Annotated in this window: 25 protein-coding genes; 21 read left to right on the top strand and 4 right to left on the bottom strand. The window is 67.4% G+C overall.

The genetic code is table 11. From position 1 onward, the window contains the following. Nucleotides 1–2: 2 nt before the first annotated feature. Both AB1L88_RS16815 and AB1L88_RS16810 read right to left on the bottom strand, forming a co-directional pair. Complete coding sequence (locus AB1L88_RS16815; protein WP_367097836.1) at nt 3–1,109, bottom strand: acyltransferase; 1,107 nt, start codon at nt 1,107–1,109, stop codon at nt 3–5. Further along, the gene (locus AB1L88_RS16810) at nt 1,109–2,350 is read right to left on the bottom strand and encodes an O-antigen ligase family protein (RefSeq protein ID WP_367097835.1); all 1,242 of its coding nucleotides are present in this window, start codon (nt 2,348–2,350) and stop codon (nt 1,109–1,111) included. Before AB1L88_RS16810 ends, AB1L88_RS16815 begins: the two co-directional genes overlap by 1 nt. A gap of 344 nt (nt 2,351–2,694) precedes the next feature. Between AB1L88_RS16810 and AB1L88_RS16805 the strand changes: the two genes are divergently transcribed. From AB1L88_RS16805 to AB1L88_RS16780, 6 genes are all read left to right on the top strand, one after another. After that, nucleotides 2,695–2,904 carry a hypothetical protein gene (locus tag AB1L88_RS16805; protein WP_367097834.1) on the top strand — a complete coding sequence of 70 codons (210 nt, stop codon included), beginning with the start codon at nt 2,695–2,697 and terminating at the stop codon, nt 2,902–2,904. Nucleotides 2,905–2,976: 72 nt separating this feature from the next. Continuing rightward, entirely contained in the window at nt 2,977–3,774 is a 798-nt protein-coding gene (locus AB1L88_RS16800) for a DUF932 domain-containing protein (RefSeq protein WP_367097833.1), read from the top strand. 183 nt (nt 3,775–3,957) lie between these two features. Further along, a complete protein-coding gene (locus AB1L88_RS16795; protein ID WP_367097934.1) occupies nt 3,958–4,728 on the top strand; it encodes a LuxR family transcriptional regulator in 771 nt (256 codons plus the stop codon). 94 nt (nt 4,729–4,822) lie between these two features. After that, entirely contained in the window at nt 4,823–5,668 is an 846-nt protein-coding gene (locus tag AB1L88_RS16790) for an acyl-homoserine-lactone synthase (protein WP_367097832.1), read from the top strand. Between the two features lie 3 nt (nt 5,669–5,671). Next, a complete protein-coding gene (locus AB1L88_RS16785) occupies nt 5,672–5,974 on the top strand; it encodes a hypothetical protein (RefSeq protein WP_367097831.1) in 303 nt (100 codons plus the stop codon). 82 nt (nt 5,975–6,056) lie between these two features. Next, a complete protein-coding gene (locus AB1L88_RS16780) occupies nt 6,057–6,911 on the top strand; it encodes a phytanoyl-CoA dioxygenase family protein (protein WP_367097830.1) in 855 nt (284 codons plus the stop codon). Nucleotides 6,912–6,939: 28 nt separating this feature from the next. On the opposite strand, the gene AB1L88_RS16775 is transcribed toward AB1L88_RS16780, so the two are convergent. Together AB1L88_RS16775 and mobF are read right to left on the bottom strand one after the other, a co-directional pair. Further along, entirely contained in the window at nt 6,940–7,368 is a 429-nt protein-coding gene (locus AB1L88_RS16775; RefSeq protein ID WP_367097829.1) for a hypothetical protein, read from the bottom strand. Beyond that, nucleotides 7,358–10,027 carry a MobF family relaxase gene (mobF, locus tag AB1L88_RS16770; RefSeq protein WP_367097828.1) on the bottom strand — a complete coding sequence of 890 codons (2,670 nt, stop codon included), beginning with the start codon at nt 10,025–10,027 and terminating at the stop codon, nt 7,358–7,360. The genes AB1L88_RS16775 and mobF overlap by 11 nt, the downstream gene beginning before the upstream one ends. Nucleotides 10,028–10,818: 791 nt before the next feature. Here mobF and AB1L88_RS16765 point away from each other — a divergent pair. From AB1L88_RS16765 to AB1L88_RS16695, 15 genes are all read left to right on the top strand, one after another. Then, nucleotides 10,819–11,037 carry a hypothetical protein gene (locus AB1L88_RS16765; RefSeq protein WP_367097827.1) on the top strand — a complete coding sequence of 73 codons (219 nt, stop codon included), beginning with the start codon at nt 10,819–10,821 and terminating at the stop codon, nt 11,035–11,037. A 54-nt stretch (nt 11,038–11,091) separates the two neighbouring features. After that, nucleotides 11,092–11,247, top strand: a complete 156-nt coding sequence (locus tag AB1L88_RS16760) for a hypothetical protein (protein WP_367097826.1) — start codon at nt 11,092–11,094, stop codon at nt 11,245–11,247. A gap of 10 nt (nt 11,248–11,257) precedes the next feature. Then, nucleotides 11,258–11,395 (top strand): hypothetical protein, encoded by a 138-nt coding sequence (locus AB1L88_RS16755; RefSeq protein WP_367097825.1) that lies wholly within the window; start codon nt 11,258–11,260, stop codon nt 11,393–11,395. 23 nt (nt 11,396–11,418) lie between these two features. Further along, a complete protein-coding gene (locus tag AB1L88_RS16750) occupies nt 11,419–11,679 on the top strand; it encodes a hypothetical protein (protein ID WP_367097824.1) in 261 nt (86 codons plus the stop codon). Further along, nucleotides 11,676–12,140, top strand: coding sequence for a hypothetical protein (locus AB1L88_RS16745; protein ID WP_367097823.1), 465 nt, complete (start codon nt 11,676–11,678; stop codon nt 12,138–12,140). The genes AB1L88_RS16750 and AB1L88_RS16745 overlap by 4 nt, the downstream gene beginning before the upstream one ends. Further along, a complete protein-coding gene (locus AB1L88_RS16740) occupies nt 12,133–12,885 on the top strand; it encodes a hypothetical protein (protein ID WP_367097822.1) in 753 nt (250 codons plus the stop codon). Before AB1L88_RS16745 ends, AB1L88_RS16740 begins: the two co-directional genes overlap by 8 nt. A gap of 26 nt (nt 12,886–12,911) precedes the next feature. Further along, entirely contained in the window at nt 12,912–13,082 is a 171-nt protein-coding gene (locus tag AB1L88_RS16735; protein WP_367097821.1) for a hypothetical protein, read from the top strand. A 2-nt stretch (nt 13,083–13,084) separates the two neighbouring features. After that, nucleotides 13,085–13,540 (top strand): hypothetical protein, encoded by a 456-nt coding sequence (locus tag AB1L88_RS16730; protein ID WP_367097820.1) that lies wholly within the window; start codon nt 13,085–13,087, stop codon nt 13,538–13,540. A 13-nt stretch (nt 13,541–13,553) separates the two neighbouring features. Next, nucleotides 13,554–14,006, top strand: a complete 453-nt coding sequence (locus AB1L88_RS16725; protein ID WP_367097819.1) for a hypothetical protein — start codon at nt 13,554–13,556, stop codon at nt 14,004–14,006. Then, nucleotides 14,003–14,218, top strand: coding sequence for a hypothetical protein (locus tag AB1L88_RS16720; RefSeq protein ID WP_367097818.1), 216 nt, complete (start codon nt 14,003–14,005; stop codon nt 14,216–14,218). The genes AB1L88_RS16725 and AB1L88_RS16720 overlap by 4 nt, the downstream gene beginning before the upstream one ends. 670 nt (nt 14,219–14,888) lie before the next feature. Continuing rightward, nucleotides 14,889–15,797, top strand: coding sequence for a zincin-like metallopeptidase domain-containing protein (locus AB1L88_RS16715; protein WP_367097817.1), 909 nt, complete (start codon nt 14,889–14,891; stop codon nt 15,795–15,797). Nucleotides 15,798–17,147: 1,350 nt separating this feature from the next. Further along, nucleotides 17,148–17,828 carry a ParA family protein gene (locus tag AB1L88_RS16710; protein WP_367097816.1) on the top strand — a complete coding sequence of 227 codons (681 nt, stop codon included), beginning with the start codon at nt 17,148–17,150 and terminating at the stop codon, nt 17,826–17,828. 11 nt (nt 17,829–17,839) lie between these two features. Continuing rightward, nucleotides 17,840–18,166 carry a hypothetical protein gene (locus AB1L88_RS16705; RefSeq protein ID WP_367097815.1) on the top strand — a complete coding sequence of 109 codons (327 nt, stop codon included), beginning with the start codon at nt 17,840–17,842 and terminating at the stop codon, nt 18,164–18,166. 208 nt (nt 18,167–18,374) lie between these two features. After that, nucleotides 18,375–19,307: a replication initiator protein A gene (locus AB1L88_RS16700; protein WP_367097814.1), complete on the top strand. Its 933-nt coding sequence runs from the start codon at nt 18,375–18,377 to the stop codon at nt 19,305–19,307. 927 nt (nt 19,308–20,234) lie between these two features. Continuing rightward, nucleotides 20,235–22,655, top strand: coding sequence for a type I restriction-modification system subunit M (locus AB1L88_RS16695; RefSeq protein WP_367097813.1), 2,421 nt, complete (start codon nt 20,235–20,237; stop codon nt 22,653–22,655). Nucleotides 22,656–22,668 lie beyond the last annotated feature (13 nt).

Here is a 22,668-nt window from a genome sequence, read left to right as displayed (position 1 = left end):
CGCTAGCGAGACCGTCCGCCGTCGACGATGGCGATCACCTTGCCGAGCCTGGACCTCAAGATCACGTGGAGGATCGCCAGGGCCGGGAAGGCAAGCGCCATGCACCCGAAGTAGAACACGAGGTAATAATCGGGTCCGCAGTACTTGTTCCATATCATCCAGAGGATCATCATCGCGGGATAGTGCGAGCAGAAGACCCAGAAGCTGTGCTGGCTGGCCTCGCCGAGCCTGGCCCCCGGAGCGGTCCGCGACAAGACCGACGAGAGCGTCCAGAACGCCAGGGCCCCGATCAGGGCGAGGAGTTTCTTCCCGTAGAAGATCCATGTCGGGGAGGCCGAATCCACGAGCGTCAGCGCCAGCGCGAGCAGGCAGGAGAGGACGACGAAGATCGCTCCCCAAGCCCGCCAGGACCGGTCGAGGGCCGTCACGTCGACCTTGTGCAAGGCGAGTGTCGCGCCGATCGCGAAGGATAGGACGATGTCCGCCCTCAGGAAGAACGGCTGCCCGATGAAATTCATCGAGACCGCCAGGAGGAGCAGGAGAGTCGGGATCGGCGCGATTCGGACCGCGAACCCGATCGCCGGGGCCATGATCATGCAGGCGAAAAGGTCGCGCAGGAAGTAGAGGGGAAGGTTGATCGGTTCGCCCGAGATCGACAGCAGGAGATTCATCGTCTCCCTCGGGGGGGCGGCGCGGAGGTCGGGGAAGTATCCGTTCGCGACGCCGAATCCCTGCGCGCCCAGCACGAGCACGTAAACCAGGGCATTCCAGACGAGCAGCGGGATGACCAGCGTCGTGAACTTCTTCCTCGCGAAATTTGCATACGAGGTCCGGATTCCTCGAGAGAAGAGGAGGTATCCCGAGATGGCGCTCAGGCAGGGGACCCCCGAGCGGAAGGCCACGTCGCCGAGCAGCGTGCGGAACCAGGAGAAGAATGAAGCCTCCCCGCTGCCCGCGTCCGGGTGTCCGGCGTACGGGATGTGGACGACGAGGATGCCGTAGATCAGGAGGGCCCTGAGGATTGCGATCCGATTGGAAACCTCCTCGCGCAATCCGTCGCGTTCGCCGGTGAGGACTCGAGTCGCTCCGCTGCCCATACGATCGACCATCAACAACGTTCGGTCACGCCGGCGGGCGCACCGATGCGCCCGCTTGCCCCGTGGCGGCGGATTCCCGGGATGGGTGTCGGGGTGCGGGCCGGGCCGTCATCCGCGCGCGGGGCCCTCAGCCTCGGCGGCAAGGCGTAGAAGAGCATGATGCCGATCGAGAACGTGCCGATGATGTCGACCTCCGAGAAGGACCGGATCGCGAACATGGACGCAAACGCGACAGCGATGGTGTACTCCGGCCGCATCCCGTGTCGCAGGAGCAGGAAGACCCCCCGGAGGAGCGTGAGGAACAAGATGGAGGTGATCAGGGCTACCCCGACGATCCCCAAATCCACGAACACCTGATAATACAAATTGTGGAAGTGGAACCCCGTCTTCCCCCAGATGCCGAATTTGTACCACATGTGCTCGGCGAGGATGTTGCCCTTCACCCAGAACGACTGGTACCCGTGCCCGATGAACGGGCTCTCCATGCCCTGAGCCCAGGCGATGTTCCACAACTCCGTCCGGCCCGTGAGGTTGGTGGATTTGCCCAGGGCCCTGAGCACCTCGCGCTTCAGGTCGATCGCGACAGCGACGGTGGCCAGGCCCGCCGCGATCGTGCCCGCGATCAGCAGGGTCGGCTTCCGGCGGTGCCTGGGGAGTCGGGTGATGGCGTAGAGCGTGGCCAGGATGGCGGCCGTCGCCAGGGTCCCCACGAGCGAGGTCGCCGACTTGCTCTGAACCAGGCAGAGCAGGCCCAGCAGGATCCCGAGCAGGCTGAAGCACCTGCTCACGAGGTTCCGGCTCCCGCCGAACGTGAGGAGCGCGGCCAGGATCGCGATCTGCGCGAAGAGCCCGACCATGTTCTTCGAGCCGAAATAGCCCACGAGGATGTGCTCCCCCGTGAACGGGTCCCCCCCGTATCGCCCGCTCGCGAGCGTCAGGGCGAGCACGATCATCGCCCCGTCCCTGATACCGTGGATGAACGACTTCGGGCTGGTCTTCTCCGCGATGACCAGGCTGAACAGGGCAAGCCCCCCGAATTCGAGGGCCTTGTAGAGGGACGTATTCGTATGCTTCGACCAGATGCTCGACAGGATGCACCAGAGCACGAACAGCACCGTCAGCGTGCAATTCCTCGGGATCGTGATCGCCACCTTCCCCCGCGGCAGCATCGTGCTCATCCAAAGCGCGAAGAACGCGACGATCGACAGCGGCCCGAGGTGCGAGGCGAACGCCATGATCAACAGGCTGGACATGACGTACAGGGATCCCCTGCGTTCGCCCAGGTAATAGCCCTGTCGCCGTTTCGGCTCTTGGAATTTCAGTCCCTGTGTCATGGTCCCCGGATGTCGAGCAAGCCTGAAAACATACATTAACAACAATTAATATCAATCTTTTATTCCGAGGGCGGGGCCCTCTTCGTCAAGGGCGCTCCCTCCGCAGCTTCCGTGGCGCTGCGCGCCGTGTGCAGCCGCTGCGCTCGTCCCTGTGACGAATTCACCCATTCTATGGTCCCGGGCCGGTGCCGCCGTTGGCCGGGCGAATGTCGCGCGTGACGACATTTCCCGCCAACAGGCCTTCCGAATCAGGAGACTCGGCCATGCAGATCGTCCACCGCACCTCCCGCACCGAGAAGATCGCCTTCACCTCGAAGCCCGACGCCGAGACCCGCAGGGCCCTCGCGGCCGCCGGCTGGCGCTACAACGGCCTCCACTGGTGGCGGAACGTCAACGAGACGGTCATCCGCAAGCCCAGGGAGCTGCCCGCCCTGCTCGCCCCCCTCGGCGAGCCCGAGGCGGCCACCGCCTGAATGGACCCGACCGGGGCACGGAGGCCCCAGCTTTTCCCCATATTTCCCGTTCGATTCCAGGAGCCTACGCCGATGACGACCGCCGTCCTGTCCCGTGACGACCTCCGCCGCCTCGCCCCGGGCATCTTCGCCGACCGGCCGTGGGGGGGCATGTCCGGCCGCTACCGCATGGTCCCGACCGTCGAGGTCGCCGACATCCTCCGGGATCGGGGGTTCCTCCCCGTCCGCGCCCACCAGTCCCGCAGCCGCATCCCCGGCAAGGGGGCCTTCACCCGCCACCTGATCCGCTTCCGCCACCGCTCCTTCCTCGACGCCCCCGCGCCCGCCGTAGGCGGCGAGCTGCCGGAGCTGGTCCTGACCAATTCGCACGACGGCACGTCCGCCTACCGCTTCATGGCCGGCATCTTCCGCCTGGTCTGCGGCAACGGCCTGGTCGTGCAGTCGGCCGATTTCGGCTCGATCGGCGTCCGCCACTCCGGCGGGGCGGACTTCCACGCCCGGATCATCGAGGCGACCTGCCGCGTCGCCGAGGAGGCGCCCCGTACCATGGAGACCATCGGGGCCTGGGGAGGGATCGAGCTGGAGCCCCGGCAGCGGCTCGACTTCGCCGCCGCGGCCTGGGAGCTGAAGCCGAACCCTGCTATCACCCCGGAGCAGCTGCTCCGCCCCCGCCGCCCGGAGGACGACCGGCCCGACCTCTGGCGCACGCTCAACCGCGTGCAGGAGAACCTGATCCGGGGCGACCTGGGCGGCGTCAACGCCCGGGGGAGGCGCATCCGCACCCGCCCCGTCCGGTCGGTCGAGGCCGACCTCCGCATCAACCGGGGGCTCTGGCGGCTGGCCGAGTCCACGGCCGCCGCGCTCAACTGACCACGCGAGAGGGCCACGGATGGCCCGATTGCCCCTCGCACGCCCGCCGGCTCGGGGTGCCGCGACGCATGCCGCGTCGCCCCCATCGCGTGGGGGTCGGCGACCGCGACGAACGAATGGCTGGACTGGATCGGGGAATGCTGCTAGCGTTGCCGACGCTTTCGTGTTAGCGGAGATCACTGCCTGGACCTACTCAGCTTTATCTCAAACACTCACAAAGTATCCACTAACGAGCATCTCTGGGAGTTGCTCGCCGACTTCCTCCGCCCGATCGGCTTCGACAGTCAGATTTTCTGCCTCATGACCGATCACGCCTCCATCGGACAGCCGGCCAAGCATGGCATCATGTCGGGCTACCCCGATGACTGGATGAAACACTACGTCGCGAGCGACTACGAGCCGATCGACCCCATTCGCAAGGAAGCAGCCCTCAACTTGCAGAGCATCTTCTCCTGGGACGGCATCGACCGGATTCGCCCGTACAACAAGAACGAACGCTCGATCCTGAACCAGGCGGGGGATGCCGGTCTCCGGAACGGCGTGGCGGTGTCGTTGCTGAACTCGCGGCAGGAACGGGTGTGCATGGGCTACGCCAGCTCGGGCGGCAAGGTCGAATTGAACCCGACGACCCTCAGCGTCCTGAAGCTCGCCTCGATCCAATTCTACGACGCGTACCAGGCGTTGAACCGCCCGGCCGTGGGGGGGAGATCGCCCAGGGTCTGGCTCACCGAACGAGAACGTGAAGTCCTCCAGTGGGCGGCGCTGGGCAAGAGCAATCCGGACATCGCGACCATCCTGGACATCAGTGACGCCACGGTCGCCTACTTCCTGCAGCGTTGCTTCTTCAAGCTGGACGCCAACAGCAAGACCCTCGCCGTGGTGAAGGCCATCCGGCTCGGCCTGATCCGGCTGGACGAGCGGTTCGCCGTCCACTCGACAAAACCATACTTGTAATCGCACCCCCCCCGAAAAAACACCTATCTGGGTGGCTAGGTTCGTCGGGCGTCGCGACGGGATATCCTCCCCCTGAATCAATCAGGGAGGGCTTATGCAGATCGTGGGATTCTCGGAATTATCCTGTACTCCGCTGTACCCGAGGTATCTGGAGTTCCGCAACGACGTCTTCAACCAACTCCTGAAATATCACCACACGGGCAATCCCGTCTTCCAGTTCACCGCCTTCGATGCGAGCGAGAGGCTGGGCACGCCATATGGCGTCGAATACGATCAATACGACATCCCCAAGACGTTGCACCTGGCCTTCGTGGACGCGCACGGGCCGCTCCGGAAAACGCCCCGATCGGCGGCCGATCGCGACGGAGCGATCCTGGGCTGCTTGCGATTCCTGCCCACGGATGGCCCCTACATGATCCGCGATGCCGTGAGCTCGGGGACCTGGGAAAACGTCGAGTTGCTCGTCGACGACCTCCCCGGCAGCCCCGCGATCTATGAAGCCTCGCGGATCGCCGTCTCGCCCCGCGTCAAGGATGCGGCCCGCCGGAAGGCGATCGTCGACAGCCTGGTGTACGCGAACGTGGAGATCGGCGTGCGGTTGGGCGTCGAGCGGATGATCGGGATCATGTACGACCGGGTCTGGAATTCCGTGTATCGCGAGCGTGGCGTCCCGATCCGCTACCTGAGCAAGCCATTCCGCGTCGACGACGGGCCGCCGATCATCATCGGCGAGATCGACACGTCTGCCGTGACGCTGGCCGGGCTGGCCGGACGGTACTCGAGGGAGATCGAGGCGGGCCTCATCGTGCCGGCCGCGATCGAATCGGCCACCTGGATGATGCACTTCTACCATGTGAATCGCTCGATGCCCAGCCTCCCGCCCGCGTGGGAGACCCGGGCACCGTCCCGGCCGGGCATCCGGGAGGCGGTCGGGGGATAACGCATGAGAACGCTCTGGCGAAACGCGGAACCTTACCTGCGTGCCATCGCATACCTCGTCGACGAATCCCGGCGCGAGGACATCACGCTGCTCCACGACCGCCTCAAGAGGACCGAATCGGATCTGGCCCATCTCATCCTCCAATACCTCCTCTCCCCGCCCCGGGACGGCCGGCCGATCCGGGCGTGCCCGGAGACCCTGCATGCCATCCATTACATCGTCGGCCGGCTGGACGAACTGTCGGAGGCCGAGCTGGAGAACCTCGCCAGGCATTTCGAGGCCGATTGCACCTGGCATGTTCCTTAAACACCTTTACTTCACGAGGAGAGCCATGAATTTGACACGATTTGACGCACAATCTGCGGGAATTGACGAGATCAACGCGGCCATGGACGAGTTCGGGTACGTGATCCTGGATAACGCGATGTCCCCCGCCCAGGCGGAGGCGATGCGAGGGGAGCTGGAACCGTACTTCGATGCCCGGGCCAACTGCCATGCGCATTTCTACGGCTTCAACACCAAACGCATCGAGGCCCTGTTCGCCAAGTCCGAGATGACGCGGCGGATGGCGGTCAACCCCGTCGTCCTTGCCGTCACGCAGCACCTGCTCGGTGCCAATTGCGACAGCTTCCAGGTCAACCTGACCCAGGGCATTCGCATCAATCCGGGCGAGAAGGCGCAGATCATCCACCCCGACAGCGCCCTCTTCCCCATGAGCAACAAGCCGTTCGAATTCCAGGTGAATACCATTTGGCCATCCAGCCCCTTCCGCAGGGAGAACGGGGCGACCCAGCTCGTCCCCGGTAGCCACCGATGGCCCGAGGGACGCTCCCCGCAGCCGCACGAGATCACCTGCGCGGAGATGGACCCGGGCTCCGTCCTCGTCTACGCGGCGTCGTTGCTCCACGGCGGCGGCGCGAACACCACCCGGGAAGCGAGGACGGGCATCGTCATCAGTTATTGCCTGGGCTGGCTCCGGCAGGCCGAGAACCAGTACCTCTCCTACCCGCCCGAGGTCGCGAGGACGTTCGACGAGCAGCTCCAGAGGCTCATCGGCTACAATGTGCACAAGCCCAACCTGGGATGGGTGCACGGCCACGACCCCATCGATCTCCTGACGATGAAGGAGCATGGCAACGCGGGTGCGGCGGAATTCCTGACCGATGCCCAGATCAAGCTGCTCGAGGATTACCACGACAGCAGCCCCGTGGCCCTGACGTCCCACAATCTCCAATCCGCCTAGCTCTTGTATCGCCGCGGCATCTCGCCGATCAGCCCGGCGCGTCAAACGCCAGGCGTTCGACCACCGTGACGCGATCCCCGGCCGCGATGAGCTCCGCCTCCCCCAACTCTCGTACCCACGGGACGCGGTGCCCCTGGATGCCCCGCAGGAGGTGGATGCCCGGCGTCGCCTCCAGCGCGAGGTTCCTCCCCTCGATGCGTACCGTCTCCTCGTCGAACTTCAGGGTGATCCCTTCGGAGGGGTCGAAGACGACCTTCCGCAGCAGGGCATAGTCGTAGGCGATGCTCCGGCCGTCTTTCAGGCGGAACTCGAGCATCGGGGAACGCTCGCGCATCCCCCGCAGCCAGCTGAAACAGCCCAGGTCATCGGCCAGGTCGTCGCCCGGCTCCGGGGGCTCCCCCAGGCCCGGGATCGGGACGCGCGTGCCGGCATACCGCTTCAGGACGCTATCGCTCATGCTGTCGCTCCCGCCCTCGCATCCTCATCGCCTCCTGAAGCAATCGCACGTCGCGACCGCGGCGCTCCTCCTCCAGCTTCAGCCGCCGACGCAGGAGGCGATCCCGGTGCGTCGCGGCCTGGCGCATCAGGTCCTCGGCCGCCAGCTGCGGTTGCGAGCGCAGCAGCTGGGCCCGAAGCGAGGCCCTGTCGTCCGTGTACACCGTCGCCGACTTCCGGCCCCGCGAGCAGCTGACGTAGAACTGCTCCGGCGAGGTGGCCGCGAAGGAGTCGGACGACTGGCCCACGAAGACCCGGTCGACCGTCTTGCCCTGCGAGGCGTGCGAGGTGACCACGTAGCCGTGGTCGAGGTGGCCGAAGTCCCGGGCGATCGTCCAGCCGTTCTCCAGGACGATCCCGCCGTCGGAGTCGAAGTCGCGGACCCGGTGCCGGTCCCCGTTGTGCAGGGCGTGCCTGCGGTCGGCCGTCGTGCCGTTGCGGGTGATCCGGATCACGTCCCCCGGCGCGATCTCCAGGCTGCCGCGATGGAAGACCTCGAAGCGATCGGCCAGGGCCACGGGGGCGGGGAGCCCTCCCCCGACCGCGAGGCGCTGCCCCTTGCGGAAGCCCGGGGCGTTCTGGTGGAACTGGAGCACGTCGCCGGGCGCATAGCTCGCCCGGTCGGCCTTCTCGGCCCGGGTGAGCTGCCGGCTGTGCAGCACCGGGACCTGCCTGCCCGACGCCGCCAGCAGCCCCTCCTCCCGCAATGATCGGCGGATCTCCCGGGTGATCCGATCCTTCTCCAGGTGCGTCGGCGAGACCACGAGGGCCGATTCCCCGGCCTTCACCGCCCCGAGATAATCCTCGGCCAGCTTCCGGTGGCGCTCCGTCGCGCCGATCTCCCGGATCCAGCCCAGCTCGTCGAGCCGGTCGAAGCCCTCCCCCACCTTCCCCTCGCCTAGCGCGCGGATCGCCTCGCGATACAGCCCCTTCTGGCGGCGGATGTCCCGGACCTCGGCCGGGACGATCCCCGCCTCGGACTCGAGCAGCCGCAAGGGCTCGCCGCGCTCGACCGATTTGTGCTGCCGACGATCCCCGGAGAGCACGACCCGCGCCTCGGCGCGGTCGGCCAGGTCGAATACCCGGGCCATGGTGCGCGAGCCCAGCATCCCCGCCTCGTCGATCCAGACCACCTGGCCGCGGATCCGACCCTGGAGTTCGGCGTCGACCAGCAGGCGAGAGACCGTGTCTGCCTCCGGAAACCCCTCGTCCCGGAGCACCCCCCGGCCGGCCCCGGCCGTCGGCGCGAAGACGAAGACCTCCCTCCCCCGCTCCCGGATGCCCTCGGCCGCCTCCTGCATCAGCGAGGTCTTGCCCACCCCCGCCGCGCCCCGGATGACGACGACGCGGTCCCTGGAGCCGAGCACGTGGCGCACGGCCCGGCGCTGATCGGCGCCGAGCCAGTCCCGCCGCATCGGCCGGTCGGGGTCGCCCAGCGGCCGGCAGGTCCCCCTCCCCGCCCGCGCGAACGCGACCATCCGCCGCTCCTCCGCCAGCACCAGGGGCGTGGTGGCCATCCGGCGCCCGCCCACCGTGCCGATAATCAGGCCCGAGTCGGCGGCCGCGGCCGCCGCCTGAACCTCCGTGACCTTTGCCCGTCCCACCGAATGCCGCATCGCCTCGGCGATGACCAGGCGCTCGGGCACGACCGAGCGCCGCTCGAAGCAGTGCCCGATGGCGTGCCGCAGCGACTCGGAGGCCTCCCGGCCGTCCCGAGGTCGCGCCCCGGGGATCGCCCGGAGGCGGACCTGCTCCAGCGCGTCCCGCTCCTCGGGAGTCAGGCGTGATCGCCATTCGGCGCGCAGCTGACCGGCCGAGAGGTGCCCGGCCTTGCGCTCGCGGGTCCGGGCGCCGAGCCGATCCTTCCCGGCATCGTCGCGGATCCCCTCCTCGCGCGCCACCCGCTCGATGACGTCCCGCCGCCGCGAGAAAACATCGATCACGCGGTCGGGGACCCCCTCCAGCTCCCAGCCCGAGGGCGTCCGGCGGATGCCGTAGCCCAGCTCGGCCAGCGAATCGGCCAGGTGCGAATGGAACATCGCCTGGAAATACGGGGCGTTCCGCTTGATGTCCCGGAACTGGGCCGCCTTCCAGGCGCCCTCCCTGGCGTCGTGGGTGGCGTTGAAGGCGAAGCAGTGGGCGTGCAGGTGCGGGTCGGGGACCCCGTCCACCGGCCGGGACGTGAAGTGCACGAACTCGCCCCAGGCCAGGTTGCCCGTCGTCCGGTCGGCATATTTTCCCCCCTTGCGGACGCGTGCCTGGGATTCGGCCTCGACGGCCTCCATCGTCCGGCCCACGGAGTCGCGGAAGGCCTCCAGGATGCGGTCGTCGCCGATCACGCCGTACATCGCCGAGACGCTCTTGGGCACGTGGAAGTTGAGGTCGTAGCCGACGGTGCGGCTGTCCTTGCTCCGCAGGGTCAGCGGGGCGCCGGTGCCCGGGCGGCGGTTGTCGCAGAGCATCTCCCAGTCGGCGCGGCCGACATCGCCGGAGAGCCCCAGCAGCGCGGCCCCCTTGCCGCGCCAGCGACCGGCCAGCTCCTGGCCCTCGACGTAGTAGTCCGCCGTGCTGTAGTAGCTCTTCGCGCCCGCGGCGGAGCGGTTCTGGATGACTCGCAACATGGGGCACTCGACCTGCGTGGTGATGGCCCGATTCGTACTCGCATCGCTCATCGTGGCCGGGGTTGCGGCCGCCCACCGCTACCGGGGCGGGTCGGCAACCGCACGGAGGCCGATGTGCATGCCGCGCGAAAAACTATGTGAATTTTACACGTCAGTCAAATCCTATCTCTCGATCCCGCGACGGGGTCGGCATGGCATCGGGATCCGCCCGTGCCGGCGAAGGTCTCCGGGACGATGACGCCTCGGGCGTGGCGAAGGGGACGGGACGCCCGGATTGAGCGACACCGTGCTCGTGCGCGGGGGATGCGGACGAACCGGGCACGCACTCCGGGCGGGGCGTGAATCCGGAGGGGGGGAACGCGGGCCCGGGGTCTGCGGCAGGCTCTCACCGACCCTGGGCCGATCCGGGCGCGTCGCCCGTGATGCCACGAGCCTTGCGGGGCGATGTCCCGGGCAGGGACGGCGGGGGAAGTGACGCCAGTGTGCCGTGACGGCCCTCGTGTCCTGGCGGGAGGTATCGGATCTCCTCTTGCGTGCATGGTCGTCCTTACCCGAGTGCGGACCGTTTCCTCCGCGAGCCATACAGCCGCCGACGCCCGCCGCAACGAGAGAAACGGCTTTCACAAGGGATTTTTCCCAGGGGTGTGAACCTTCCGTTTCTCACGTTGCCCCGGGCACGTGCCGCCACGATGGCGGCCGTGGGCCTGAAGGCCCGTCTAAGGCGGCTGTAATTGTCGCTCTGGAAAGGCCGCAATGGGTGCGGTCTCCGATGAACGAAGAGGAGAATTCTTATGACCGAGAACACGAGGACCGACGACGGCGACAAGGCGGTACGCAACCGCCGCCCCAGCCTGATCGCCTGGCAAGTCCGGGACGGCAAGGACGACGAGAGCTACTGGGACCGCGTCGGCGTCGCCTGGCAGAACCGGGACGGGGGATTCACCGTCCAGCTCCACGCCGTCCCCTTAAGCGGCCGGATCGTCCTCCGCAAGCCCGAGCCCCGCGGCTGATCGTCAACCCGGGCGGGCCGCAGTGCCCGCCCCCACCCCGAAAGGATTCGAACCATGCACGACAACTTCCATCTCCACGGCCGGACGATCGATTTGATCGACCGCATCCACGACCTCTCCGCCGGCTGCGACCCGGACTTCGACGCCGAACTCGACGACCTCGAACGGGAGTTCGCCGAGCTCCGCCTCCGCTTCGGCAACCGCGAATAGGGGGGCGAGTATGCATCATCGCCTCCTCATCACGCTCGACGCCGAGCCGGACGCCACCTCCGAGGAGATCCGCCGCGACCTCTTCGAGCGGCTCACCGAGGACGCCATCGGCCGCAAATGGCTGGTGGTCGTCGACTACCACGATTGATCAACCACGGAAGGAGAAACACCATGAACCTCACCATCGAGAACATCCAGCACCACCGCAACGGGATCTGCGGCGCGCCGTTCTACGTCCTGCTCTTCCGGGATCCCGACGAGGGGCGGATGCTCGGCGTCGTCTTCGACGAGCCGCACCACGTCGCGGTCTTCAACCTCGACAAGCTCGCCGCGGGCAACATCGCCTTCGGCGTCAACTCCTGGCGGGGCGACCGCTACGAGCCGTCCCTGCGGACGGCGATCGCGGGCTGGGGCCGGGAGGAAGCCCGATGAGCGCGAACCGGCGCCGCGCGATGCGGATCGGACACATCCTCGACCGGAACGCGGACGGGCAGACAGGCCGCGAAGGGCTCATCGACCTGCTCGCGGACGCTCGCCACTGGTGCGACCGGCACGGTGAGTCATACGCGAGGCTCGACCGCCTCGCCCATGAGCACTACCTCGCGGAACAGCAGGCGGGCCTCGAAGCCATCGAGCCCGTGGAAGACGAGGCGAGCCTCAACGTTCACGGTCTCCTCGAGCGAGGTCGCCAGATCGCCGTGGTCTGGTCCGTCGAGGACGTGCTCCAGGTGCGCCCGGACCTGTCGCCCGAGCAGGCCTGGGATGTCCTGGTGTCGTGCCGTCGTCGCCACGACGCGACGATCGGCATCAACTGGGACGTCCTCGAGGTCGCCGCCGGGTGCCTCTATCCCGAACCCCAATCCAACCACGAACAAGGAGAATCGCATGAATAGCACCGCCATCAATCCCTTCTACGCCGCCCGCGTCGAGCGGGCACGATCCCCCTCGCCCGCGCGGCCGGATCGCCACGTCTACGCGCGGCTGCCGGTCGCCCCGCGGAACGCGAGCCCGGTCCCGCACCTGACCAGCCTCTACCACTTCCACCGCGCCGGCGAATACGGCGACCGGAAGTGGCCGGGCAACTGCGGCGGGAACCTGATCAAGGACCTGCTGCGCTACTTCCGACCCGGGCTGGTCTTCGACCCGATGACCGGCAGCGGCACGGCCCGCGACGTCTGCGAGGAGCTGGGCGTCCCCTGCCTGGCCTTCGACATCCACCGGGGCTTCGACGCCTGCGACCCGCGCGAGTTCCCGTCCGAGGAGGGCTTCGAGTTCATCTGGGCGCACCCGCCCTACTGGCGGCAGAAGCTCTATGCCGACGACCCCAGGGACCTGTCCCGGTCGCCGACGCTGGAGCACTTCCTCCGCCGCTACGGCCAGTTCATCCGCAACTGCGCCCGGTCGCTGAGGCCCCGGGGCAAGCTGGCCATCCTCATGGGCGACTACAGCGACCGCGAGGCCGGCTACGTCCCGCTCGTCTACCACACCAAGCGGCTCGCCTTCGAGGCCGGGCTTGTTCAGCACTGCACGGACATCATCCGCTTCAGCCATGGCGCCAGCAGCAGCAGGAAGGTCTACCGCTCCTGCTTCATCCCGGGGCTGCACGACGTGTGCACGATCTTCGAGAAGACCCGCTAACCGATCAACAACTCATGGAGGAATCGATGAAAACCTACCGCATCACCATCGACATCGACATCCGGGCGAGGGACCGGGGCCAGGCGGGACGCCGGGCGAACCTCATCGTCGGCGACATCGAGGCCGGTCGCCGCGAATGGATCGTGGAGATCCTGCCGGACGGCACGCAAGAACGCCCTACTGCGAAAGGAGCGTGACCATGCCGAGCTACAACGTGCACATCTACCGCGAGATGAGATTGCTCTTCGAATCGATCGAGGCCGACTCGCCCGAGGCCGCGGCCGCCCTGGCTCGCGAGCGAGAAGCGGAGGACGCGGCGATCGTCGCCGAATGCGACGGGATCGACCTCGCCGCCCTCGTCGACGAGGTCGGGGACGAGGAGTACGAACGCTCGGTCACGATCGAGTTCGAGCGTGACGCGACGCCCGCCCCGGTCGTCCGGGACGCGATCGTGGCGATCTCCGTCCGCGGCGGCCTGATCGTGGACGTGGACGCGACCGTCCCGCTCACCGTGGTGATCGAGGACTGGGATGTTTGCGACGAGGACACCGGCGAGCGACCGTTGCGCGTCGTGCTCCCGCTCGCGGGCGAGCTCACGCCGCCGAAGGCCGCCCGGCTCCTCCGCCTCATCTCCGACGACTCAACCCGCAACTGAAAGGAACCCCCGCATGACGAATCCTGACTCCATCATCGCCGACATCGCCCGCACGCAGCTCGGGATCGAGACGCTCGAGGCCCGCCGGTCCGACCGCCTCGACTTCCACGACCTGGCCGTCTGGAGCATCCGGGACGCCCTCGTGGCCGCCTACGAGGCCGGGATCGACGCGGCCTCGCGCCCCGCCCGTCCGGACGCGGCCGGGCCGGGACTCCCCGCCCGTTTCGACGGGTACGAGATCAGCCCCTGCCTCCGCTTCGAGGAGCCGGATCAGCCCGGTCGGTTCTATTTCGAGCCGTGCGAGCCCCACGAGGCCGACGTCTGGACGCTCTACGGCCACGTGACCGGCGAGGGCGTCCACGCGATCGGCGACTTCGAGGCCCGCGAGCACGCCGAGGAAGTCTTTGCCCGCATCACCGGGATGCCCTATAACGACCCCCAGAACGGCGAGAGACGAACGCGATGACGGACGAACTGGACGACATCCTCGACGACCTCTTCCACGGGTGCGCCTTCGCCGCGTTCGTGGAACTGGCCGTCGAGCGGGGGACGCTGCCCGGCGAGGAGGAGACCCGTCGCCGGGCATTCGCCTACTACGAGCACGAGCTCGCGGCCAGGGATCGGGCGCGGGGCCTGCCCTTCGGCGCACGACCCGAGGCGGCGGGCCCGGCCGATTGAGCCGCCGGGGACTCCCGCTTCACTGGATCGACTTCGGGATCGAGGCCGCGTCGGGGATGTCCTCCAGGATCAGCCCGATGGCGTGGGCGATCTCGGCCCAGCGGACCGCCCCCTCGGTGTCGCCCAAGGCATGCAGCTCGCTGCTCTTGCCGAAGGCGAACGCCCTGGGATCCTCTCGCTCTCCGCACTCGCAGACCAGCGCGACCGCGGTCTTCCAGATCTCGATGTCCTTCGCCAGACTCGCCTCCTCCTGCCCGCCCCGTCGCCCGGGGAGACGCCCCCGAATGCCGGGGTGATGGCCTCTTCCCGTTGGCGGGCAGGTTAGCCCGGATCACGTCTCCGGTCAAATTTCGAGTGCTGTAGCTCGCCGCCCCGGCGGGAGCCGGCCGCGTGCTGCCGCGGTCCGCCCCGCTCCCGTCCCGTTCGGGACCGGCTGCGCCGCGCTCTCGCCCGCTGGCGGGGACCCGAGGGGGTGCTCCCCCGGATCGGTCAAGGATGCCCTCCGGCGTCCGCCGCGGCCTCCGCCCGACCTTCCGCGCTGCCCTTGTGCAGGCCGGTACCCTCCGCGCCGATCGTCCCTGACCGCCCTCCCCCCGTCGCCGGATCTCGCCTTCGTCCCGGGTGAATGCCGCGGGCATTCATCCGGACACCACGAACGGGGGAGAGACCCATGCAGGCCACGCGATCCGACGTCTACACCCGCGTCACCGATGCCATCGTCGCCGAGCTGGAGAAGGGCGTCCGCCCCTGGCTGAAGCCCTGGGACGCCGAGCACCTCGCCGGGCGGATCATGCGGCCGCTGAGGCACAACGGCGAGCCCTACAAGGGCGTCAACGTGCTGATGCTCTGGATGGCCGCCCAGGCGCGGGGCTTCGCCTCGCCCTTCTGGATGACCTTCAACCAGGCCAGGGCGCTGGATGCATGCGTCCGCAAGGGAGAGCGCGGCTCGCTCGTCGTCTACACCGACCGGCTGACGTGTACCGAAACCGCCGAGGACGGGGAGGAGACCGAACGCGAGATCCCCTTCATGAAGGGCTACACCGTCTTCAACGCCGATCAGATCGACGGGCTGCCGGGACGGTTCCGCGAATCCCCCGCCCCCGAGCCGCTCGACCCCACGCAGCGGATCGAGGCGGCCGACCTCTACTTCGCCAACACCGGGGCCGACGTCTGCCACGGGGGGAACCAGGCCTACTACGCCGAGGGCACGGATCACGTCCAGATGCCGCCCTTCGAGACGTTCCGCGACGCGGAGGCCTACTGCGCCACCCTCGCCCACGAGCTGACCCACTGGACCAAGCACCCCGCCCGGCTCGCCCGCGACTTCGGCCGCAAGCGGTTCGGCGACCCCGGCTATGCCCGAGAGGAGCTGGTGGCCGAGATCGGCGCCGCCTTCCTCTGCTGCGACCTGGGCATCGCCCCCGAGCCGAGGGAGGATCACGCCAGCTACCTCGCCCACTGGCTGGCCGTGCTCAGGGAGGACAAGCGGGCCATCTTCCAGGCCGCCTCCCATGCCCAGCGGGCGGTCGAGTACCTGCACGGCCTCCAGCCGGTCGATCCGCCACCGGAGACGGCCTGACCGGAGGCATGCGGGACTCTCCCTCTCGCGCCCGACCTGGGCGCGAGAGGGATGCCGCCGGACGCGGCATCCCTCGCCTTCCCCGATGAGTGAGTGGACATCCCAAACGCCCCGCCTCGACGGCCGGGCCACACCCTCCCCCGGCACGCCACGGGGTTGACGACCAGGCTGTCAGTCGTACGCCTTACTCAGTCGATTCTTGACCCCCTGGGCGGGTGCGCCAGGCGGATTAGCTAGCTGACTTACTGAATCACATGGAGAAATTCCCTGATGTCAGACATCTTCCCTAAGCGGTGCTTAGGGGATTTTTCACGGTGAAAACCGGATTTCATGCCGGATTGCTGGCCGTCTTTCTTTCCGTCTTGCTGTCCGTCTTGCCTGCTGGCACGCCATCCGGCAAGCCGTCCATCCATCGGGACAGACGGATGGAAATGCCTGGCCGCCTTCGGCATCCGTGGCGTGGTTCCAGCCGGGCCGGCTTGACCACCCTCCCCCCGCCCTGGAGTCACCCGGATCGGGCCCGCCTGGCGAGGGAGCCTCGTCCGACGATGCGTGTCGGGAGGGATGTCGTCGGCCTGCCGTCCTGCAGTCCGGATGGCTGGTCGGCAGGCTCGACGTCCTTCTGTCCCGCCGGATGGAAAGCGGCCCTGCCTGCTGTCTTGCTTTCTTTCATGCTTTCTGGCTTGCCGGACGGATTTCCATCCGGCCGCCATGACGGCAGGCCGGCGGCGATCACATGGCGGGGTCGCGCGGTTGCGATCGCGGGCAGGTTCCGGGACGATGCGTCGGCGGGCTTGTCGGCCGTCCCTCCTGACGGCTGGCCTGCAGTCCGGCTTTCCTGCTTGCCTTCCTTCCGGCTTTCTTTCATGCTTTCCGTCTTTCATGACATGCGCCTAATCGGCCGTGTCATGCCCGGGCCCGGCGTCGGCACGCAAGCCGGAGGGAGAGCTTTCCGTCCATCCTGACATCTGGCAGGCTGGCCTGCTTTCCTGCTGGCTTTCTGTCCGTCTGGCTTTCATGCGTCCCGGCCATCATGCCATGCGCCCGATAGGCCGTGTCGCCCTGATGGGCTCGCGTGCCCTCGAGCCGGACGGAAGGCTTTCCGTCCGGCCGGATTTCAGGCGTGCTTTCCGTCTTTCATGCTGGCTTGCTTTCCTGAAAGCCATCCGGGCGGGGCAAGGCAACGCTTCCACGCGATCCCCGAGGGCGGGGAGGGTGGTCGCGACCCGCTTTCCTGCTGGCTGGCTTGCCGTCCGTCTTGCTGGCAGGCATGAAAGCCGGATGGAAGGACGGTCATCCGGCTGCACATATTGCTTGCCAGACGGAAGGAAATCATTTAAGTGATAGTGCATGATTATCGTCATCGCCAATTCCAAGGGCGGCGTCGGCAAGTCCACGCTGGCCGTCCACCTCGCCGCCTGGCTGCACAAGCAGGGGCATCGCGTCACGCTGGCCGACTGCGACACGCAGCAGTCCTCCTCCGAATGGGTCCGCGAGGCCGTGCCCGAGGTCAGGGCGGTCCGGTTGGACAACCCCGACATGATCCTCAACGACCTGCCGAGCCTGGGCCAGGAAGCCGACTACGTCATCGCCGACGGGCCGGGCAGCCAGACCGAGACCAGCCGCGCCCTGCTGCTGCGCGCCGACCTGGCCATCGTGCCGTGCAAGGCGAGCATGCTGGAGGTCAGGGCGCTGGCCAAGGCGACCGAGGTGCTCCGCCAGGCGCAGGACATCCGCGCCGGCAAGCCCGACGCCGTGATCGTGCTCAGCATGATCGGCAAGAACTACCGCCTGACCAAGGACATGATGGACGCGGCCGCCGCGCTCAACCTGCCGCTGGCGAACAAGTCCCTGGTGCTGCGCCAGGTCTACGCCGACGCGCCCGGCCAGGGCTCCGTCGTCTGGAACCTGGGGGCGAGGGCACAGGAGGCGGCCGACGAGGTGGATCAGCTGTTCCGCGAGATCCTCCCGGATGCCGTCAAGGGCCGGGCGAGGAAGGGATCATCCGTGAAATCGAAGGCAGTCGCGTGAAGGAGAAACCCATGGCCGAGCGTCGTGCACTGGTCGAAGGACTGAAGACCCCGAGCAATCCCCCCGTCGATCCCGAGACGGAGAAGAAATTCGTCTTCCGCGACAAGGCGGAGGCCGCGGCCGAGGCGAACGCCACGGCCGGCCCGGCGCCGACCCCGACGACGGCCGGGCCCGTCTCCCGCATCCCGCTGAGCACCCGGATGCGCTCGGATTTCGCCGCGGCGCTCAAGCGCGCCTCGCTGGAGCGGCAGCTTGCGGGCGTCGAGCCGAACACGCTCCAGGACATCCTCGAGCAGGCCGTCGAGCCCTGGCTGCGCGGCAACGGCTACCTCAAGTAAACCTCCCGGCCGCCACGCCTCCGGATCGGGGCGAGGGGATGATCCCGCCGATCCCACGCGGGCCCGTCCCGGTCGTTTTCCATTGATAGGCCCGCCGGACTGGTCTAATGTCCGTTTCGAAGCGTGCTTCGCGGCGCGGGGCGAGGGGAGAGACGCCCGGCCGCCCGGCTGCGGGCGCCGGAATTCGACCACGACTGCGACGAGCCCCATGACCAAACGCATGCCCCCCCGGGGCGACCACCAGCCCGACCTCTTCGCCGCCAACTTCGCGGACATCCCGATCCGCGACCAGCGGGACACGATGGAGCGTCCCTTCTTCAGCCTGGCCAAGAAGCCGCGCTTCACGCCGATCGAGTACCACGTCGGCGACGTCTGGGTCGAGGTCTCGGCCAACCCCAAGTTCGGCCTGGCCACCATCTGGGACGCAGACATCCTCATCTGGGCCTCGACGCAGATCACCGAGGCGCTCGACCGCGGCCAGACGCCCAGCCGCGTCGTGCGATTCCACCCGCACAACCTGCTCAAGTCCATCCGCCGATCCCCCGGGGGCGAGCATTATCACCGGCTCCGCGCCGCCCTGGACCGGCTGACCCACACCGCCGTCCGCACCAACATCCGCGCCAACGGGAAGAAGAAGGCGTCCTCTTTCCACTGGCTCGAGAGCTGGACCGAGGTGACCGACGAGAAGACCGGCGAGACGATCGGCATGACCATGACTTTGCCCGACTGGCTCTTCGAGGGGATCCTCATGAAGGGCGGGGTCCTGACCATCCACGAGGATTACTTCCTGCTCACCGGCGGGATCGAGCGCTGGCTCTACCGCGTCGCCCGCAAGCACGCCGGGCAGCAGGAATGCGGCTGGCAGTTCACCATGCGCCAGCTCTACGAGAAGTCCGGCTCGACCTCCCGCTTCTCCGACTTCGCCATCGACGTCCGCAAGGTCGTCGAGGCCGACTCCCTGCCCGAATACACCGCCATGCTGCACAAGAACGACGAGGGGGACGAGATCGTCCAGTTCCTCCGCCGCGACCAGCTCGCGGCCGACGACCCCCGCTACGAGTCCGCCCGGCACCCCCGGCGGCGGATCGCCAAAGGCATCACCTCCAAGGGCTTGAAAATCCAGGATGTCGTCGAGGCCTAGGACGGCCTAACGGGCGCACCGGCACGGCCTATTGGCCGCATCGGCGGCCGATCGGGGCAGGCGATCCGGGCCAGGTCGGCGTACTCTCCAGGATTCGAGCCGGTTTCGCACGGCCTATCGGGCGCATTCCCGGTCATCCGCGCATCCCGACCCCCGAAATCCGCCGCAATGTCCCCGCCGCGGAATCAATCCGGGGTCGGAAAGGCAGTCCCCGGTGGCACGGCCTATTGGGCGCACGCAAAGGACGGTGCATTGGGTCGGCCCCGGGGGAGAATTTGACGACGCAACCTGTGGATTGGCACGGCCTATTGGACGCAGGCCGCACGGCCGATTAGGCGTAGGAGAATCGGCCTATTAGGCGCAAAGGCTCGGCCTATTAGGCGCACGAATCGCCGAATTCTCGCGGCGAATCAGGGGGATATCGGGGGGCTAACTGTTTAACTCTAGTAATATATAACTTACTTAACGTCCGAGGCCTGTGGACAACTCGGGTAAGTGATCCGACCATATCGCCGGGACAGGGGACGGGGAGAGGGGAGCAAAGGCATCCAGGGGGAGCCGTGCCGATGCGAGAGGCCGGCGTTCGAGACGCGCCCCATCACGCAGGTCTCGAATCCGGCCGACGATCGCGATAGGATGGATGTTCTCCAGGACAAGGCAAAATCGTCCCGATCCGCATGGAATGAGCAGGCTAGCCAGCGGCCTAACTCAATTCCTGAAAATGGCTTGTGAACGCGGAATCCGTCCGTGCTTCGGGGATATGGTCGGATCGCAGCCAAGGAAGCCACGGGTTATACTGGACAAACGGCGATTGGCTCTTGCATGAGCCCCTGATTGGCCTAGTATTGCGGCAAAATTCTACGGGAAACACGCGGGAGGCGGATCGGAGGATCCGGCGGCCGCCAGGAAGCACGGGGCAACCGGTCGATGGCGATCAAGAAGTCCGAACTCTACTCCTCGCTCTGGTCGGGCTGCGACGAGCTGCGCGGGGGCATGGACGCCAGCCAGTACAAGGACTACGTGCTGGTGCTGCTGTTCATCAAGTACATCAGCGACAAGTACGCGGAGGTCCCCTACGCGCCGATCACCATCCCGCCGGGCGCCGGCTTCAAGGACATGGTCGCGCTCAAGGGCAAGAGCGACATCGGCGACCAGATCAACAAGCACGTCATCAAGCCCCTGGCGGATGCCAACCAGCAGCTCTCCCAGTCGGACTTCCCCGACTTCAACGACCCGACCAAGCTCGGCGACGGCAAGGAGCGGGTCGAGCGGCTGACGAACCTGATCGCGATCTTCGAGAACCCCGCCCTGAACTTCTCGAAGAACCGCGCCGAGGGGGACGACATCCTCGGCGACGCGTACGAATACCTGATGCGGCACTTCGCCACCGAGAGCGGCAAGAGCAAGGGCCAGTTCTACACGCCCGCCGAGGTCAGCCGCGTGATCGCCCAGATCATCGGCATCCACGACGCGAAGACCAGCGCGGCGACGACCGTCTACGACCCCACCTGCGGCTCGGGTTCGCTGCTGCTGAAGGTCGGCGACGAGGCCGGCACCTCCGTCACGCTCTACGGGCAGGAGAAGGACGCGGCCACGACCGGCCTGGCCCGCATGAACATGATCCTGCACAACTACCCGACCGCGCTCATCCTGCAGGGCAACACGCTTGCCGACCCGAAATTCAAGGACGGCGAGGCGCTGAAGACCTTCGATTTCGTCGTCGCCAATCCCCCGTTCTCGGACAAGCGCTGGAGCACCGGCCTCGACCCGGTCAACGATCCCTTCGACCGGTTCACCTCGTTCGGCGTCCCGCCGGCCAAGCAGGGGGATTTCGCGTACCTGCTGCACATCGTCCGGTCGCTCAGGAGCACGGGGCAAGGGGCCTGCATCCTGCCGCACGGCGTCCTCTTCCGGGGCAACGCCGAGGCGGAGATCCGCAAGAACCTCGTCCGCAAGGGATACCTCAAGGGCATCATCGGCCTGCCGCCGAACCTCTTCTACGGCACGGGCATCCCGGCCTGCATCGTCGTCGTCGACAAGAAGGACGCCCAGGCCCGCCGGGGCGTCTTCATGATCGACGCCAGCCAGGGCTTCATGAAGGACGGCCCCAAGAACCGCCTCCGGTCGCAGGACATCCACCGGATCGTCGACGTCTTCACCCGGCAGCTCGAGATCCCGCGCTACTCGCGCATCGTGCCATTCGACGAGATCGAGCGGAACGAATTCAACCTGAACATCCCCCGCTACATCGACAGCCAGACCCCAGAGGATCTCCAGGACATCGATGGCCACCTCAAGGGGGGCATCCCCGAGGCCGACATCGACGCCCTCGATCGCTACTGGGCCGTCTGCCCGACGCTCCGGTCGGCCCTGTTCACGCCGAACCGAGCCGGCTACGTCGACCTCGCGGTGGACAAGACCGCGATCAAGGCCGCCATCTTCGAGCACCCCGAGTTCGTCGCCTTCACCTCGAGCATGAACGCCCACTTCGACGCCTGGCGCGGCAAGAGCGCCGAGTCGCTCAGGCGTCTGGGGCCCGCGTTCCACCCCAAGGAGCTGATCACCACCCTCTCGGAGGACCTGCTCAACCACTACCACGGCCGGCCGCTCATCAACGCCTACGACGTCTACCAGCACCTGATGGACTACTGGGCGACGACGATGCAGGACGACTGCTACCTCATCGCCGCCGACGGCTGGAAGGCCGAGACCTACCGCATCATCGAGAAGGACAAGAAGGGGAAGGAGAAGGACAGGGGCTGGGCCTGCGACCTCGTGCCCAAGCCTCTGCTCGTCGCCCGCTTCTTCGCCGACGAGCAGGCAGAGATCGACCGCCTCCAGGCCAACCTGGAGGGCGTCGCCGCCGAACTGGCCGAGCTGGAAGAAGAGCACGGGGGCGAGGAGGGGGCCTTCTCCACCCTGGAGAAGATCAACAAGGGGAATGTAACGGCCCGGCTCCGGGAGCTGAACGGCCTCTACGCCTCGGATGACGACGAGGAGGCGGAGGAGGCGAGGGTGCTGAACGACTGGCTCCGCCTGAGCGCCCGGGAGGCGACCCTCAAGAAGGAGCTGAAGGAGGCCGAGGCCGACCTCGATCGCAAGGCCTACGACAAGTACCCCACGTTGACCGAGGACGAGGTCAAGGTGCTCGTGGTCGACGATAAATGGCTCGCGACGCTCGATGCCGACATCCACGGCGAGCTGGACCGCGTCAGCCAGGGGCTCACGCGTCGGGTGAAGGAACTGGGGGAACGCTACGAGTCGCCCATGCCCCAGCTCGTCGAGCGGGTCCACGAACTGGAGGCCAGGGTGAACGCCCACCTGCAGCGCATGGGGTTCTCCGCATGAGCCACCGACCGAC

Origin of the sequence: Tautonia sp. JC769 (assembly GCF_040717455.1) — a bacterium.
In the GTDB taxonomy this organism is placed as follows: domain Bacteria; phylum Planctomycetota; class Planctomycetia; order Isosphaerales; family Isosphaeraceae; genus Tautonia.
This window is presented reverse-complemented; position numbering and strand designations above follow the sequence as displayed.

What these genes read in the sequence shown, in the direction of transcription:
- AB1L88_RS16740 (WP_367097822.1), top strand. Translation starts at nt 12,133, where the DNA reads ATGAATAGCACCGCCATCAATCCCTTCTACGCCGCCCGCGTCGAGCGG.
- mobF (WP_367097828.1), bottom strand. Translation starts at nt 10,027, where the DNA reads ATGTTGCGAGTCATCCAGAACCGCTCCGCCGCGGGCGCGAAGAGCTAC.
- AB1L88_RS16700 (WP_367097814.1), top strand. Translation starts at nt 18,375, where the DNA reads ATGACCAAACGCATGCCCCCCCGGGGCGACCACCAGCCCGACCTCTTC.
- AB1L88_RS16810 (WP_367097835.1), bottom strand. Translation starts at nt 2,350, where the DNA reads ATGTCCAGCCTGTTGATCATGGCGTTCGCCTCGCACCTCGGGCCGCTG.
- AB1L88_RS16800 (WP_367097833.1), top strand. Translation starts at nt 2,977, where the DNA reads ATGACGACCGCCGTCCTGTCCCGTGACGACCTCCGCCGCCTCGCCCCG.
- AB1L88_RS16765 (WP_367097827.1), top strand. Translation starts at nt 10,819, where the DNA reads ATGACCGAGAACACGAGGACCGACGACGGCGACAAGGCGGTACGCAAC.
- AB1L88_RS16735 (WP_367097821.1), top strand. Translation starts at nt 12,912, where the DNA reads ATGAAAACCTACCGCATCACCATCGACATCGACATCCGGGCGAGGGAC.
- AB1L88_RS16750 (WP_367097824.1), top strand. Translation starts at nt 11,419, where the DNA reads ATGAACCTCACCATCGAGAACATCCAGCACCACCGCAACGGGATCTGC.
- AB1L88_RS16790 (WP_367097832.1), top strand. Translation starts at nt 4,823, where the DNA reads ATGCAGATCGTGGGATTCTCGGAATTATCCTGTACTCCGCTGTACCCG.
- AB1L88_RS16775 (WP_367097829.1), bottom strand. Translation starts at nt 7,368, where the DNA reads ATGAGCGATAGCGTCCTGAAGCGGTATGCCGGCACGCGCGTCCCGATC.
- AB1L88_RS16755 (WP_367097825.1), top strand. Translation starts at nt 11,258, where the DNA reads ATGCATCATCGCCTCCTCATCACGCTCGACGCCGAGCCGGACGCCACC.
- AB1L88_RS16725 (WP_367097819.1), top strand. Translation starts at nt 13,554, where the DNA reads ATGACGAATCCTGACTCCATCATCGCCGACATCGCCCGCACGCAGCTC.
- AB1L88_RS16745 (WP_367097823.1), top strand. Translation starts at nt 11,676, where the DNA reads ATGAGCGCGAACCGGCGCCGCGCGATGCGGATCGGACACATCCTCGAC.
- AB1L88_RS16785 (WP_367097831.1), top strand. Translation starts at nt 5,672, where the DNA reads ATGAGAACGCTCTGGCGAAACGCGGAACCTTACCTGCGTGCCATCGCA.
- AB1L88_RS16710 (WP_367097816.1), top strand. Translation starts at nt 17,148, where the DNA reads ATGATTATCGTCATCGCCAATTCCAAGGGCGGCGTCGGCAAGTCCACG.
- AB1L88_RS16715 (WP_367097817.1), top strand. Translation starts at nt 14,889, where the DNA reads ATGCAGGCCACGCGATCCGACGTCTACACCCGCGTCACCGATGCCATC.
- AB1L88_RS16780 (WP_367097830.1), top strand. Translation starts at nt 6,057, where the DNA reads ATGGACGAGTTCGGGTACGTGATCCTGGATAACGCGATGTCCCCCGCC.
- AB1L88_RS16760 (WP_367097826.1), top strand. Translation starts at nt 11,092, where the DNA reads ATGCACGACAACTTCCATCTCCACGGCCGGACGATCGATTTGATCGAC.
- AB1L88_RS16695 (WP_367097813.1), top strand. Translation starts at nt 20,235, where the DNA reads ATGGCGATCAAGAAGTCCGAACTCTACTCCTCGCTCTGGTCGGGCTGC.
- AB1L88_RS16720 (WP_367097818.1), top strand. Translation starts at nt 14,003, where the DNA reads ATGACGGACGAACTGGACGACATCCTCGACGACCTCTTCCACGGGTGC.
- AB1L88_RS16705 (WP_367097815.1), top strand. Translation starts at nt 17,840, where the DNA reads ATGGCCGAGCGTCGTGCACTGGTCGAAGGACTGAAGACCCCGAGCAAT.
- AB1L88_RS16805 (WP_367097834.1), top strand. Translation starts at nt 2,695, where the DNA reads ATGCAGATCGTCCACCGCACCTCCCGCACCGAGAAGATCGCCTTCACC.
- AB1L88_RS16815 (WP_367097836.1), bottom strand. Translation starts at nt 1,109, where the DNA reads ATGGTCGATCGTATGGGCAGCGGAGCGACTCGAGTCCTCACCGGCGAA.
- AB1L88_RS16730 (WP_367097820.1), top strand. Translation starts at nt 13,085, where the DNA reads ATGCCGAGCTACAACGTGCACATCTACCGCGAGATGAGATTGCTCTTC.